This window comes from Deinococcus sp., from assembly GCF_018260555.1.
GTDB lineage: Bacteria > Deinococcota > Deinococci > Deinococcales > Deinococcaceae > Deinococcus.
In genome coordinates, this window is the sequence record NZ_JAGLBB010000069.1 from 1 (window position 1) to 13,570 (window position 13,570).

14 protein-coding genes are annotated in these 13,570 nt (G+C 69.1%); 9 read left to right on the forward strand and 5 right to left on the reverse strand.

The features are described 5' to 3' along the window. Positions 1 to 93 precede the first annotated feature (93 nt). The 3 genes from QZ271_RS12065 to QZ271_RS12075 all read left to right on the forward strand — a co-directional run bounded on the left by QZ271_RS12065 (position 94) and on the right by QZ271_RS12075 (position 2,650). Positions 94 to 837 carry a peptidylprolyl isomerase gene (locus QZ271_RS12065; RefSeq protein WP_291431805.1) on the forward strand — a complete coding sequence of 248 codons (744 nt, stop codon included), beginning with the start codon at positions 94 to 96 and terminating at the stop codon, positions 835 to 837. 76 nt (positions 838 to 913) lie between these two features. Further along, the gene (locus QZ271_RS12070; RefSeq protein WP_291431807.1) at positions 914 to 1,609 is read left to right on the forward strand and encodes a phosphatidylserine decarboxylase; all 696 of its coding nucleotides are present in this window, start codon (positions 914 to 916) and stop codon (positions 1,607 to 1,609) included. 135 nt (positions 1,610 to 1,744) lie between these two features. Next, on the forward strand, positions 1,745 to 2,650 hold the full coding sequence (locus QZ271_RS12075; RefSeq protein ID WP_291431809.1) for a hypothetical protein: 906 nt from the start codon (positions 1,745 to 1,747) through the stop codon (positions 2,648 to 2,650). A gap of 185 nt (positions 2,651 to 2,835) precedes the next feature. On the opposite strand, the gene QZ271_RS12080 is transcribed toward QZ271_RS12075, so the two are convergent. Further along, complete coding sequence (locus QZ271_RS12080; RefSeq protein WP_291431811.1) at positions 2,836 to 3,279, reverse strand: Hsp20/alpha crystallin family protein; 444 nt, start codon at positions 3,277 to 3,279, stop codon at positions 2,836 to 2,838. 386 nt (positions 3,280 to 3,665) lie between these two features. Here QZ271_RS12080 and pyrR point away from each other — a divergent pair, with 386 nt between their 5' ends. The 3 genes from pyrR to QZ271_RS12095 are packed head-to-tail and all read left to right on the forward strand — an operon-like array spanning position 3,666 to position 6,453. Then, a complete protein-coding gene (pyrR, locus tag QZ271_RS12085; protein ID WP_291431813.1) occupies positions 3,666 to 4,214 on the forward strand; it encodes a bifunctional pyr operon transcriptional regulator/uracil phosphoribosyltransferase PyrR in 549 nt (182 codons plus the stop codon). A gap of 23 nt (positions 4,215 to 4,237) precedes the next feature. Then, positions 4,238 to 5,164, forward strand: a complete 927-nt coding sequence (locus QZ271_RS12090; protein ID WP_291431827.1) for an aspartate carbamoyltransferase catalytic subunit — start codon at positions 4,238 to 4,240, stop codon at positions 5,162 to 5,164. Positions 5,165 to 5,181: 17 nt separating this feature from the next. Further along, entirely contained in the window at positions 5,182 to 6,453 is a 1,272-nt protein-coding gene (locus QZ271_RS12095) for a dihydroorotase (RefSeq protein WP_291431814.1), read from the forward strand. A 203-nt stretch (positions 6,454 to 6,656) separates the two neighbouring features. Here the strand turns inward: QZ271_RS12095 and QZ271_RS12100 are convergent, their stop codons facing one another. Further along, complete coding sequence (locus QZ271_RS12100; RefSeq protein ID WP_291431815.1) at positions 6,657 to 6,875, reverse strand: hypothetical protein; 219 nt, start codon at positions 6,873 to 6,875, stop codon at positions 6,657 to 6,659. A 453-nt stretch (positions 6,876 to 7,328) separates the two neighbouring features. On the opposite strand from QZ271_RS12100, the gene QZ271_RS12105 reads away from it, so the two are divergent. Together QZ271_RS12105 and sufU are read left to right on the forward strand one after the other, a co-directional pair. Next, complete coding sequence (locus QZ271_RS12105) at positions 7,329 to 8,507, forward strand: M20 family metallopeptidase (protein ID WP_291431817.1); 1,179 nt, start codon at positions 7,329 to 7,331, stop codon at positions 8,505 to 8,507. A 2-nt stretch (positions 8,508 to 8,509) separates the two neighbouring features. Then, complete coding sequence (sufU, locus tag QZ271_RS12110; protein WP_291431819.1) at positions 8,510 to 8,980, forward strand: Fe-S cluster assembly sulfur transfer protein SufU; 471 nt, start codon at positions 8,510 to 8,512, stop codon at positions 8,978 to 8,980. 149 nt (positions 8,981 to 9,129) lie between these two features. Here the strand turns inward: sufU and folE are convergent, their stop codons facing one another. The 3 genes from folE to QZ271_RS12125 all read right to left on the reverse strand — a co-directional run bounded on the left by folE (position 9,130) and on the right by QZ271_RS12125 (position 12,002). Next, positions 9,130 to 9,687: a GTP cyclohydrolase I FolE gene (gene folE / locus QZ271_RS12115; RefSeq protein ID WP_291431829.1), complete on the reverse strand. Its 558-nt coding sequence runs from the start codon at positions 9,685 to 9,687 to the stop codon at positions 9,130 to 9,132. Between the two features lie 209 nt (positions 9,688 to 9,896). Further along, the gene (locus tag QZ271_RS12120) at positions 9,897 to 11,114 is read right to left on the reverse strand and encodes an adenylosuccinate synthase (protein ID WP_291431821.1); all 1,218 of its coding nucleotides are present in this window, start codon (positions 11,112 to 11,114) and stop codon (positions 9,897 to 9,899) included. A gap of 462 nt (positions 11,115 to 11,576) precedes the next feature. Further along, entirely contained in the window at positions 11,577 to 12,002 is a 426-nt protein-coding gene (locus tag QZ271_RS12125; protein WP_291431823.1) for a secondary thiamine-phosphate synthase enzyme YjbQ, read from the reverse strand. A gap of 29 nt (positions 12,003 to 12,031) precedes the next feature. On the opposite strand from QZ271_RS12125, the gene QZ271_RS12130 reads away from it, so the two are divergent. Continuing rightward, positions 12,032 to 13,477 carry a DUF4403 family protein gene (locus tag QZ271_RS12130; protein WP_291431825.1) on the forward strand — a complete coding sequence of 482 codons (1,446 nt, stop codon included), beginning with the start codon at positions 12,032 to 12,034 and terminating at the stop codon, positions 13,475 to 13,477. Positions 13,478 to 13,570 lie beyond the last annotated feature (93 nt).

A 13,570-nucleotide genomic window follows, 5' to 3' on the forward strand; every position in this document is an offset into this window, starting at 1 on the left:
CAAGCAGGAAAAACACACGACCAGCCTTCCGCTGGAGTAACGCGGGGGGCGGCGTTCAGGACGATCTCATGGACACTGTGGGACACTGCGGGCATGTCCTTTCCTTCCCTGAATGCCCGTTTCCTGACAGGCGCGGCCCTGCTGGGCGCCGTCCTGTCCGCCTGCGCGCCTGCCACCACCCGCGCCGCCATGCCCGTCACGGCTCCGGTCAAGCCGGTGGCCGCGCCGTCGCCGGCTCCCGCCGCACCGGTGGAGTCGTTCGTGCCCATGCCGTTCCTGTCGGACGCCCCCGTACGCAGCTTCCAGACCGCGCCGCCCATGACCATCGACCCGGCCCGCCGGTACCGCGCCGTCCTGAAGACCTCGCAGGGGGAGATGACGCTGGACCTGAACGCCCAGGCGGCCCCGCTCGCCGTGAACAACTTCGTGTTCCTGGCCCGCCATCACTTCTATGACGGCACGCGCTTTCACCGGGTGATCGACGGGTTCATGGCGCAGGGCGGCGATCCGTTCAGCGCGGACCTCGCCAAGCAGGGCGTGTGGGGGACCGGCACGCCCGGGTACAACTTCAATGCCGAGATCATGAACGGTCTGCGCTTTGACCGGGCCGGGGTGCTGGGCATGGCCCGCTCGCAGAGCCTGAGTTCGCAGGGCAGCCAGTTTTTCATCACGGTGGCCCCGGCGGACTTTCTGAGTGGGCAGTACACGGTGTTCGGGAAGGTGCTGGCCGGTCAGGACGTGCTGGCTAAACTGAACCGCACGTACTCCGGCAGCGGCCCCATTCCGGGCGCGGTGGCCGACACGTTGATCAGCGTGCAGATTCTTCAGTCCCGTTAAGCCAGGCAACCGTGCGCGGCGCGGCTATCGTGCGCGCCGCACCCTCTGCCGGGCGGGGCGCTCTACACTGGGGGGGATGCGCTCACGTTCCCTGCTGTCTCCTCTGCTTCCCCTTGCGGCCGCCGGTGTGGCGGCGTGGTACCTGCGCCGCGTGTACCGGTTCCGCGACCCTGTGCGGTTACCGCAGGCCGGTCCGGGCGACGCCCTGAGTCCCGCCGACGGGACCGTGAGTTTCGTGCGGCGCGTGCAGGGCGCTCAGGTGGAGCAGCTGCGCGTGCCGGAATTGCTGAACATCCCACCCCTGTCAGAGACACCGGGCGCGGCCGACGGCTGGCTAATCGGGGTGTTCGTGGGGCCGCTGGACGTGCATTACGCGTACCAGCCGGTTTCGGGAACCGTGACGCACGTGGCGCGGCGGGACGCGGCGGCGGGAAACGTGCCGCTGACCGGGCCGGGCGAGGCGCTGGGCTTCCTGGCCGGGCGCACGGCCGACCTGCTGGTCACGCGCGGCACGCTGGAGAACGCCCGCCTGAGCAGCGTGACCGCCACGCCCTTCGGTAACGTGACCCTCACGCTGGTCGCGCCGGGCCGGGGCCTGCGCGGCGTGAGCTACCAGCGCGAGGGGGACGAGGGCCGCGCGGGCTTCAAGGCGGCGTTCATGCAGGAGGGCGGCCTGGCGCTCCTGCACCTGCCCCCAGCGTTCATGCCAGCGGTGGCGGTGGGGGACCGGGTGACGGGCGCGCAAACGGTGGTCGCCTCGGCCCGCAACTGAGGCCCCGAACCTAGAGTCCGGGTCCGGCGTCCGCTCCTGTTGCCTTCACGTTTTCACCCTTCACGCCCGCTCGAACCGCAGGGAGGCACACCGCCGTTGACGCAGGACCGACACACAACCCAGCCGGAAGGTCCGGTGGAACGCACCGCGCAGCGCACGGGCGAACGGCTGGTCGCCGAGCGCCGCGTGCGGGCCGTCGCGCAGGCCGGTGGGTACGGCACGGGGTTCGCGTGGGCCGGGAGTGTCCCGACCTTCGTGACATTCGAGCGTGGCCTCACCAACGCGCAGACCGACACCCGCGCTGGCGTGACCGTGGAACGCTTTCCCTTCGAGAAGCTCGAGGCGTGGCGGGACTGGGAAGCGGCGCGCGCCGAGGCGCCGCTGGCGCTGCTGGCAACCAGCCGCGTGACGTACGACCCGACCGGCGAGTATGGCCGAATTCAGCGGACCCTGTGGACCCTCAGTGACGCCCAGCGGGCCGCGCACCGCGCCGACCTGCTGAATCAGGCAGCCGGGCAGTTGCAGGCCGCGCGCGCCGCGCACACGGGGCCCGGTCACGGCGTGCAGGAGCAACTCCTGGCCCTGGCCGACGCGCGCAGCGCCGCCCTGAACCTGCTGTACCCGGCGCTGCTGACCCGGCTGCACCTGTGGCCGGAATTCGAGATTCGGCTGCCGCACGCGTGGCGGGCCTCGGCAGGCCTGCGCTTCCCCAAGGCCGTGTACCGCCTGGAAGCCCTGTACGGTTTCGGGGGCGAGGAGGAAGCCCGCCGGGTGCTGCTGGCCACACGCGGGCTGGGGCTGGTCGAGCAGGAACGCCGCGCCCGCGCCGCCTTCCAGGCCGGGTATTACGACGGTGCCGTGCGCTACCTGCGGGACGAGGCGGCCCGCACACACCGCGCCGACCTGAGCGGCTGGATGCACCTGACACCCGCCCGGCGCGAGAAGCTGGCGACCCTGCTGGGCGTGACGCGTGCGCCGCTGGGTCCGGCCGCGCTGAGCCTCGCGCAGGAACTGCTGGAAGCGGTCCGCGAAGGCGAGTAGATCGGTTGATGGAGGATGGTTGGCCCCTCATACGGACTGCGGCTCCATACTGCCCAATCCGTATGCTGTTCCCACTCGCATCCGCTCAGATTGATCCGGAACTGCAGCGAATCAATCGGAATCCGTATCAGTACACAGCACAGGGCGAGCCATTAAATCGGCTCGCCCTGTTCTCAGTTCCGGGGTTAGGCGCTGGGGGCGTCGTTGTCGAGCACCTTGGCGCTGCGGACGGTGACGGTGCGTTTCTGCGCGGCCTCGCTGCGGGGAATCTTGAGGGTCAGGGTGCCGTGTTCCAGGTCGGCCTCGACGCGGCTCAGGTCGTAGCGGGCGGGGATGTTGAAGGTGCGGGCCAGGGTGCCGTGCACGCGTTCGACGCGGTGGGCGGTGCGACCTTCCTGGCGGGCGTAGGGGCGGGTGGCCTGCACGGTCAGGGTGTGGTTCTCGGCTTCGATCTGCAGGGCGTCGGGGGTGACGCCGGGCAGGTCCAGGGTGAGTTCCAGGCCGTGGTCGTCCTCGTGCACGTCGACGGGCGGGGCGTAGCGGGCCGGGGCGCTGGGGGTCTGGCCGAGGGCGCGGTCCATGCGCTGGGCGAGTTCTTCAATGTCGCGGAAGGGATCGAATCGCATCATGTGGGTTCCTCCTGTGGTCTGGAAGCGCACGCACCGGACACAAGATCTGAGTGCCTTGCGCTCAACTGGACCCATAGTAAAACCTGAGTGCCACCGTGTCAAGTTTGGTGCGCTCACTCCTGGCGTCATCCGCCGGACACCCCTCCCCCGCCCCACGACACGCCCTCGCGCGCGGTGTTACACTTCGTCAGGCCGCGCACGGCACCCGTGTGCCCGCGCCCCCGTCCCAACCCCCAATTCGTCCTTTCCCGGCAGTCCCGTGAGGCTGCACCCGCCCCGTGAGGCAGGAGAAGGAGCACCATGACCACCCCCACAGACCGTCAGCCCACGCTGAACGGCCCTTTTTTTATGCACGCCCGCTGCACGCACCCCGGAGCGGTACGCGCATGACCCCCAAGGCCATCATCCTCACGGCCGACGAGGTCCGCCGCGCCCTGACGCGCATCGCGCACGAGATCATCGAACGCAACAAGGGCGCCGAGAACCTCGCGCTGATCGGCGTACACACGCGCGGCATCCCCCTGGCCCGGCGGCTGGCCGAGAAACTCAGCTCCCTGGAAGGCGTGGACGTGCCGACCGGCATGCTGGACATCACCCTGTACCGCGACGACCTGAGTGAAGTCGCGCAGCAGCCCATCATCCGCCAGACGCAGGTGCCGTTCGACCTGCGCGACCGCCGCGTGATCCTCGTGGATGACGTGCTGTACACCGGCCGCACCGTCCGCGCCGCGCTCGACGCCCTGATCGACCTCGGCCGCCCCGCCGGGATTCAGCTGGCCGTGCTGGTGGACCGTGGGCACCGTGAACTGCCCATCCGCGCGGACTACGTCGGCAAGAACCTGCCCACCGCCTCCACCGAGGTCGTGAAGGTCAAGTTGCAGGAAACCGACGACGTGGACAGCGTGGAACTCTGGGACGTGGAGGCGCTGCGATGACGCCCGTCCCCAGCCCCGCCGTCATGGGCAGCCACCCCCGCCACCTGCTGGACTTTCAGGACTGGACGCCCGAACGCCTGAACGCCATGCTCGACAACGCCGACACCATGCTTCAGGTGCTCGACCGCCCCGTGAAGAAGGTTCCGGCCTTGCAGGGCCTGACCGTGTGCAACGCGTTCTTCGAGAACTCAACGCGCACCCGCACCTCCTTCGAACTGGCCGCCCGCCGCATGAGCGCCGACGTGCTCACCTTTGCCGCCGGGGCCAGCAGCGTCAGCAAGGGCGAATCCCTGCGCGACACCATGGAAGTCCTGACCTCGTACAAGGTTGACGCGTACATCGTGCGTCACCACGCTGCCGGAGCCGCGCATCTGGTGGCGCGCTACAGCGGCAAGCCCGTCATCAACGCCGGGGACGGCCGCCGCGCCCACCCCACCCAGGCGCTGCTCGACGCGTACACCGTCCGTCAGGAGTACGGCAGCCTGGACGGCAAGACGGTCGCCATCATCGGCGACATTCGCCACAGCCGCGTGGCCCGCAGCAACGCCGAACTGCTGCCCAAACTCGGCGCGCGGGTCGTCCTGTGCGGTCCCGCCCCGCTGCTGCCCGCCGGTCTGGGCGCGCTGCCCGGCGTGACCCTCACCTCCGACCCCCGCGCGGCCGTGCGCGGCGCCCACGCTGTCATGGCCCTGCGCCTGCAACGCGAACGCATGAGCGGCGGCTTTCTGGGCGGCCTGCAGGAGTACGCCGACACCTACCAGGTGAACGAGTCCCTGATGCAGCAGGCCGAGAGCGGCGCGGTCGTCCTGCACCCCGGCCCCATGAACCGCGACCTGGAAATCAGCGGCGACACCGCCGACGGGCCGCGCAGCCGCATCCTGAAACAGGTCGAGAACGGCCAGGCCATCCGCATGAGCGTCCTGTACCACCTGCTGGTCGGACGGAACTGAAGGGCGAGGGGGCAAGCATGATCACGATTACCAATATCAAGCGCGTCGGGTCGGACGAGACTGAGAGCGTCACCATCGAGAACGGCCTGATCAAGGGCTGGAACCTGCCGGCGGATCAGCAGGACGGGGGGCAGGTCATCGACGGGCAGGGCGGCACGGTCGCGCCCGCGCTGATCGAGCTGCACGCGCACCTGCGCGAGCCGGGCCAGACGGAGAAAGAAGACCTCGCCAGCGGTCTGGCGGCGGCGGCGGCGGGTGGGTACGGCACGGTGGTCAGCATGCCGAACACCAGCCCCGTGGTGGATGACCCCGCCACCGTGCGCAGCCTGATCGAGAAGGCTGGCGGCCTGGGCTTTGCGCGCCTGCGTCCGGCGGCGGCGCTGACGAAGGGGCAGCAGGGCGAGGAACTGGCCGAACTGACCTACCTGAAAGAGGCGGGCGCGGCCATGTTCACGGATGACGGGCGCACGAACGAGAACGCCCGCACGCTGCGCCTGGGCCTGGAGACGGCCGCGAGCCTGGGCATGGTCGTCAGCGTGCACGCCGAGGACGCCACCCTGCGCGCGGACGGCGTGATGAACGAGGGGCCGGTCAGCGAGGCGCTGGGCCTGCCGGGCAACCCGGCCTCGGCCGAGGCGGCGCGTGTGGCGCGGGATATCGAGATCGTGGCGGGCCTGCACGCGCAGGGCATAGAGGCGCGGCTGCACATTCAGCACCTGAGTACGGCGCGCGCGCTGGACCTGGTGCGGACCGCGAAGGCGCAGGGTCTGCCCGTCACCTGCGAGGTCTGCCCGCACCACCTGACCCTGACCGACGAGGCGCTGCGCTCCTTCGACGCGATCTTCAAGGTCGCGCCGCCCCTGCGCACGCAGGCGGACGCCGATCACCTGCTGCAAGGCCTGAAAGACGGGAGCGTGGACTGCCTCGCCACCGATCACGCGCCGCACACCCGCGCGGAGAAGGAACGGGACCTGCTGGACGCGCCCAGCGGCATCGCGTACATCGAACTGGCGTTCCCGCTGATGTACACCCGCTTTGGCGAGACGCTGGGCCTGGAGCGCATCCTGGACCTGATGACCGCCGCCCCGGCGCGCGTCATGGGCTGGCCGCCCCCCACCCTGGACGCCGGGCAGAAGGCCGACCTGGTCGTGCTGGACCTGAGTACCGAACGCCCCGTGGACCCCGCCGCGTTCAGGAGCAAGGCGAAATTCACGCCCTGGGCCGGGGAATCCCTGAAAGGCTGGCCACTCCTGACAGTCGTGGACGGCCGGGTCGCGTACCAGCGCTAACGGATACACAACCACCGGGCGCGCAGACAACCTCTGCGCGCCCGGCGGCTGTGTATGCGGAATAGACGGCAGCGTGCACCCGTATGGGGCGGCCAAAACCTGTCAGGATCAGGGATGAGGTTACGGGTGCGTAAAACCGAACCCCGGCCCTGCCGTCACACAGGCGAATCTGGGCTACCCCAGGGTCGGCCCGGGGACTCCCTTCAGAACCAGCGGCGCTTGTTCCGGCCTCCCACGGCGCGCTGTGCTCCGGCCAGCAGGGTGTCGATCACGCGGTCGCGTTTGCGGGGGGTGGCGTAGCGGCTTCCTTTTTTCTGTTTCTGGCGCGCCTTGATCAGGAGCTCCAGCACGACGGGCGCGACTGCCAGGATCAGGCCGAGTTTACTACGGGGGTTGCTGTTCACGCGGGTGCGGCTTTTCATGACATGCAGTACGACATGTGGGCCAGGAAAGTTGCTGAGGGGAAACTCAGGTTCCTTCAGGGATGGTCAGGCGTGCGGCGGCGCGGTTCAGGTCGTCGGCCCAGGTCGTCGGCGGCGCTCAGGGCGTCCTGATAGGGACTCCGGTCGTATGGTTGGCCAACGCGATTTCAACCCGGTCGGGCGTGGAATTGGTAACCCGGTGGCTAGGCGCGTGCCGGTGGCTAGGCGCGTCGTGAATGAAACACATGGACGACTGTCTGTTGTTCCGTCTCGCGTCCGCTCGTATTGATTCAGGATTGCACCGAGTCAACCGGAATCCGTCTGCCTGGATTCGGTGTGGGCGTTTACCAGCTCATGCGGCCCAGCGTGGCACGTCCATGCTGACGGGATGGGGGAGGCGGGACCGGGTGGCGGCGGGCAGACGCGGCGGCGTGTCAGGCGCTAGGGTGGGGCATGACTGCAATAGGGGACCGGGTCGAGGCACTCCGCACGCAGCTCGTGGCGTGGCGGCGGCACCTGCACATGAACCCCGAGGTGGGCTTCGAGGAGCACGAGACGGCCGCGTACATCGAGGCCGAACTGCGCAAAATGCCGGGCCTGAGCCTGTCGCGCCCCACACCGACCAGTGTGCTGGCCGTCCTGAAGGGCGGGAAGCCGGGCCGGACGGCGCTGCTGCGCGCGGACATCGACGCGCTGCCGATTCATGAGGAGAACACCTTCGAGTTCGCCTCGACCCGGCCCGGCGTGATGCACGCCTGCGGGCACGACGGGCACACCGCGATCCTGCTGGGCGTGGCGAAGCTGCTCTCGCAGGACGCGGCGAACGTGCCGGGCGAGATCCGCATGATCTTCCAGCACGCCGAGGAGATCGGGCCGGGCGGCGCGGAGGAACTGGTCATGAACACCCCACTCATGGACGGCGTGGACGTGGTTACGGGCCTGCACCTGAACAGTCAGCTGCCAGCCGGGGTGGTGGCGGTCAAGCCGGGGGCGTTCATGGCCGCGCCGGACATGCTGGAACTCACGGTCCGTGGGCGCGGTGGGCACGGCGCGCACCCGGAGGAAGCCGTGGACCCGATTGCGGTGGGCGCGCAGATCGTCACGAACCTTCAGCATGTGGTGAGCCGCATGGTGGCCGCGCAGGACGCGCTGGTGGTCAGCATCACGAAGTTCACGAGCGGCACCACGCACAACGTCATTCCCGACACGGCCGAACTGATGGGCACGGTACGGACCTTCGACCCGGCGCTGCGGCAGCGGGCGCCGCAACTGATCGAGCGGGTCATCAAGGGCGTGTGCGACGCGCACGGGGCAACCTACGAACTGAAGTACGAGTTCGGGTACCGCCCGCTGATCAACACGGACTGGGTGGCCGCGCAACTGAAAGACATCGCGCTGGACGTGGTGGGCGCGGACCTGTACCGGGACGCGAACCCCACCATGGGCGGCGAGGACTTCAGCGCGTACCTGGAAAAAGCGCCCGGTGCGTACTTCAACGTGGGCTCCGGCAGTGACGGGCAGGACAGCCGCTGGCCGCACCACCACCCGCGCTTCACGATTGACGAGACCAGCCTGGAAACCGGGGTGCGGATGCTGCACGCCGCCGCGCTGCGCCTGACCGTCCCGGAGTGACTGTGCTGCCGGACGCGGTGGCCAGAGAGATCATCGCCGACCACCAGCGCCGCCCCCGACACACCGGGCCGCTGGACGGCGTAGGGGGCGTCACGCTGGATAACCCAGGATGCGGGGATCAGGTGACCGTCTGGGCAGACGTGCGGGGCGGAAGGATCGTGGCCCTGACCTTCACCGGGAAGGGTTGCGCGATCAGTCAGAGCAGCGCGAGCCTGATGACGGTCGCCCTGACCGGGAAGACCGTGAAGGAAGCCCGCGCGCTGGCCGCCCGCTACCGCGCGATGATCATGGGCGAGACACCGGTCGAGGAGCCGCTGGGGAGTCCGGATCTGGACAGCCCTCACCTGGACAGCCCGGCCCTGGGCGACCTGCTGGCCCTGTCCGGCGTCAGCCGCCTGCACGCGCGGCGCAAGTGCGCACTGCTGGCCTGGCAGGCGCTGGAGCAGGCCCTCGGGACGTCTACACCAGGCTGATACGGATTTTCGTCCATTTCTCCTGCTCGGCTCGGGTTGAACGGCGCTGTGAACCCTCCAATCCGGGTCCGTTTAGACTGCACGCAGCACACACCGCGCCGGGACTCGACGTCAACCGGCGCAGTCAGGAGGACAGGTGGAAGGGTGGGTCAGCGGGAGCGCAGGGTGGTCTGCACGGCACTCATGAACTCCGCGCGGGTGCGCGGGTCGCTCTTGAACAGGCCGCGCATGGCGCTCGTGCTGGTGCTGCTGTTCTGCTTCTGCACGCCGCGCATCGCCATGCACAGGTGAACGCCTTCCATGACGACCGCCACGCCTTTCGGGGCAAGCAGTTCCTGCACGGCGTCGGCCACCTGCGTCGTGATGCGCTCCTGCACCTGCAACCGGCGTGAGTACAGGTCCACGATCCGCGCGAACTTACTCAGGCCCAGAATCTTCCCGTCCGGAATGTACGCGATGTGCGCCCGGCCGTAGAAGGGGAGCATGTGGTGCTCGCACATGGAGTAGAACTCGATGTCCTTCACGATCACCATTTCGCTGCCGTCAGCGGCGAACACGGCGTCCCCCACCGCCTCGTGCAGCGTCTTCTGGTACCCGGCGGTCAGGAACCCCCAGGCTTTCGCCACGCGGTGCGGGGTTTTTAGCAGCCCCTCGCGCTCCGGGTCCTCTCCGATGGCGCCCAGCCAGCTGTGGGTCAGTTCACTCAGGCCCGGCACTTCCTGCTTCTCGTCAGCGGCGCTGATCACTGTTTCAATCGTCAAAGTCTGGCTCCTTCCCACGCTTCCCGCTGCGGGCGCATGAACGTGAATGCCGCGAGTGTAGGTCCTGGCCCCTGGCGGCACTGTCAAAAAAGATTCAGGAACTCCCCACGGGCCTCCCGGCCAGGCGGAAGTCCGCTCTCAGGCGCGGCCCGCCCTCACGTCCAGCTGACCTCACCGTACGTCTGCTCGCGGGCCGGTCCGGCCGAGAAGATCACCACGGGGCAGTTCACGGTTTCCTCGATCAGGTCCAGGTACGCCTGCGCCTCCCCGGGCAGCGTCGCGCGGCTGTCGGCGCCTTCGGTGGTCGCCCAGCCCTTCATGCGTTTCATGACCGGTTGACCGTCCGCGTCGTAGCCCACGCAGACCGGCACCTCGTCCAGGCCCGCCAGGACGTCCATCTTGTTGATGACCAGCCCGTCCAGGCCGTTCACGTCCACCGCGTACCTCAGCAGGTGCAGGTCCAGCCAGCCCACCCGGCGTGGACGGCCGGTCGTCGTGCCGAACTCGTCCCAGGGTTGGCTGCCGTCGCCACGCAGACGCAGGATGCCCGCCTCGTCATGTACTTCCGTGACGAACGGCCCGTGCCCGACGCGGGTGTTGAAGGCCTTCGCCACGCCGTACACCTTGTGAATGGCCTTGTGGTTCACGCCCGCCCCCACCAGAATGCCGCCCACCGTGGGGTGGCTGCTGGTCACGAACGGGTACGTGCCGTAGTTCAGGTCCAGCAGGGTCGCCTGCGCGCCCTCGAACAGCACGTTGCGGCCGTCACGAATGGCGGCGCGCAGTTGCTCGCCCGTGTCCTGAATGAACGGCGCGAGCGCCTCGCGGGTCGGGGCGAGGGACTCCATCGCCACCTCCACGCCCGTCCAGCCCGCGTCGCGGGTGCTGTTCGGCTTGGCTTCCAGCAGCCGCTCGATCCGCTCGCGCAGCACGCCGTCGTCCAGCAGATCACCGAAGCGGATGCCCACGCGGCGCGCCCGGTCCGCGTACGCCGGGCCGATCCCGCGCCCGGTCGTGCCCACGAAGTCCTTCCGGCCATCCACGAACTTGTGGTGAGGCAGCACCAGGTGCGCCCGGTCACTGATCCGCAGGTCCGGGTTCAGCCCCCCCGCCAGGAGGTTGCGGCGTTCCTCCATGAACTTGTCCGCGTCGATGACCATCCCGTCACCCAGCACGCTGACCGTCCCGTCATGCAGCACGCCGCTGGGCAGCAGGTTCAACTTGAACGTCTGCCCCTTCGCCGTGACCGTATGCCCGGCGTTCGCGCCGCCCTGATACCGCACCACGAACTCGGCTTCCGGCGCCAGGAAATCCGTGATCTTCCCCTTGCCTTCATCGCCCCACTGAGCGCCAACAATCGCAATTCCAGGCATTCAAGCCCTCCACGCCACGCGCACAGACTTGCTCCCCTTACCCGCACCTCACCAGGAGGCCAGAGCAAAAAAAACACGGCGCGCAGCACCGTAACTCAGTGTACGGGAAACGGCAGGCCACCCGGCGGGACTTGTTTACCAGAGACGGACAGGCGACACCTGGACATCTCTGAAAAAACCTCAACCCCTATGCCGTTCAGACTGGCCTGCCATCCCGGTAATGCTCGTGTGAACGGTACGCACTCGTGAACCGACCGATGAATGTCGGCGTGGTGTGTTCAGATCGTTTCGGACGGAAGGGACTATGCGTGACCGCCCAGTCGTACAACCCTTCATCCAGAGGGTAGGAGGTCAGCAGGCCTGTCAGGCCATGACGTCGAATCCAGGCTTCCGCCTTCTCGCGCGTGGAAAACACACCTGAAGCCAGTTGAGCCTCCTCAGCATGAAAGATCCAGACCTCGTTCACCCTTCCTGCCCCGTCAGTGTGAGGACCAGCCTGCGGGGGCCGCCGTGGTCGCGGTGTTCGCAGAGGTACACGCCCTGCCACGTGCCCAGCGCCAGCCGACCGTCCCGCACGGGCAGCGTCAGGCTGGGGCCCAGCAGGCTGGCCTTGATGTGCGCCGCCATGTCGTCGGCCCCCTCCAGGGTGTGCGTAAAGGGCGCCCAGCCGTCCGAGACGGCGTGATTGAAGTACGTCTCGAAATCACGGCGGACATCCGGGCTGGCGTTCTCGTTCAGGGTGAGGCTGGCACTCGTGTGCTGAAGAAAGACATGCAGCAGCCCCGCGCGGGTGCGGGCCAGTTCCGGAACGGCCTGCGCGACCTCCCGCGTGATCAGGTGAAAGCCGCGCCGCCGCTCGGGCAGGGTCAAGAGATGCTGCGCCCACATACGGCTCAGGGTAGCGCCGCAGGCCCCTCATGCACGCCCGTTACCCTGAACGCCTGATGCGCCCCGCCCCCACCCGACCCCTGACGCGCCTTCTCACGCCTCTGGTGTTCACTGGGCTCATGACCGCCCAGGCCGCCCCCAGCACTGCCAGCAGCGACCCTACCAGTACCCTGACCGTGCCCGTCAGCGTGCCCCTGGCCGGCGTGCAGGTGGCCGCGAACGCCCGCGTTCCACTGGAATTCGCGCGCGTAAACGAGGCACGCACCTTCCTGGGCGGTCTGCTGCGCGTCACGCTGAAAGGCGCCGTCACCCGCGCCGGGCACGTGCAGGTCCAGGCCCTGCCGGACGGCTCCGGGCTGCGCATCAGCGTGCCCATCCGCGCCGCCTTGCGCGCCGAACCGGTGGGCGCCGGCGCGTTCCTCGCAAGGGACTTCGGAGGCGAGGCGACCGTCACCCTGACCGTCACGCCCACCATCACCCCGGACTGGGAAGCCGACGTGACCATCACTGGCGACTACACCTGGACCGACCCCCTGAGTGCCGAACTCGCCCAGGGCGTGCGCGTCAGCGTGCAGTCCCTCGTTGACACCCAGGTCCGCGCGCAACTGGACACCCTGGCCGCGCAGGTCCGCACCACCATCCGCGAACAGGCCCGCCTGCGCCAGCGCGCCACCACCCTATGGACCCGCGCGCAGCAAGCCTGGACGCTCCCCACCCCCGACCCCGCCTATGCCCCCGCCTATGCCCACGCCACCCCCCTCACCCTGAGCGTCACCCCCTTCCAGTTCACGCCCGACGCCCTGAACGTCACCCTCGGCGCCCAGGTCCGCCTGAACGCCAGCCTGGGCCGACCCACCCCCCACACCCCCACGCCCCTCCCACCCCTACGCCGCGCCCCCACCCTCACCCCCGACCTGCACCTGCGCGTCCCCGCCCGCCTCCCCTACCCCGAACTGTCCGCCGCCGCCACCCGCGAAGCCGCCCGCCGCACCCTCACCCTCCCCGTCCCCACCCACCCCACCCTGAAAGTCACCCGCGTCACCCTCCGCCCCACCGGCACCGACCTGACCGCCACCATCAACCTCCAGATCACCGGCCCCCTCGGCCTGAAGCTCAACGCCACCACCGACGTACGCGCCGCCCCCACCCTGAACCCCACCACCCAGACCCTCACCCTGGACAACGCCACCGTCACCACCCGCCGGGAGGGCCTCACCGGGCTCGCGTTCGCCTGGCTGGCCGACGCCCGCGCCCAGGCGTACGTCAAACAGGCCGCCCGCATCGACCTGACCCCCCACCTGAACGCCGCCCAGAGCAACCTGCAACGCCGCCTGCCATTCACGCCCGCCCCCGGCATCACCCTCGCCGGACAGGTCCGCACCCTGCGCCTGACCAGCCTGAACGTCACGCCCGACGCGCTGATCGTCACCGCCGAAGCGACCGGGACTCTCGGGGCCAACGTTCAGGTGGAGTAAGGGGGGTGTCTGTGGGGGGCTTTCCGTGTGCTGCCCCACCCCCCAGCCCCCTACCCCAGGGGGGCAGGGGGAGCAGCGTTGCACTGGGCAGGT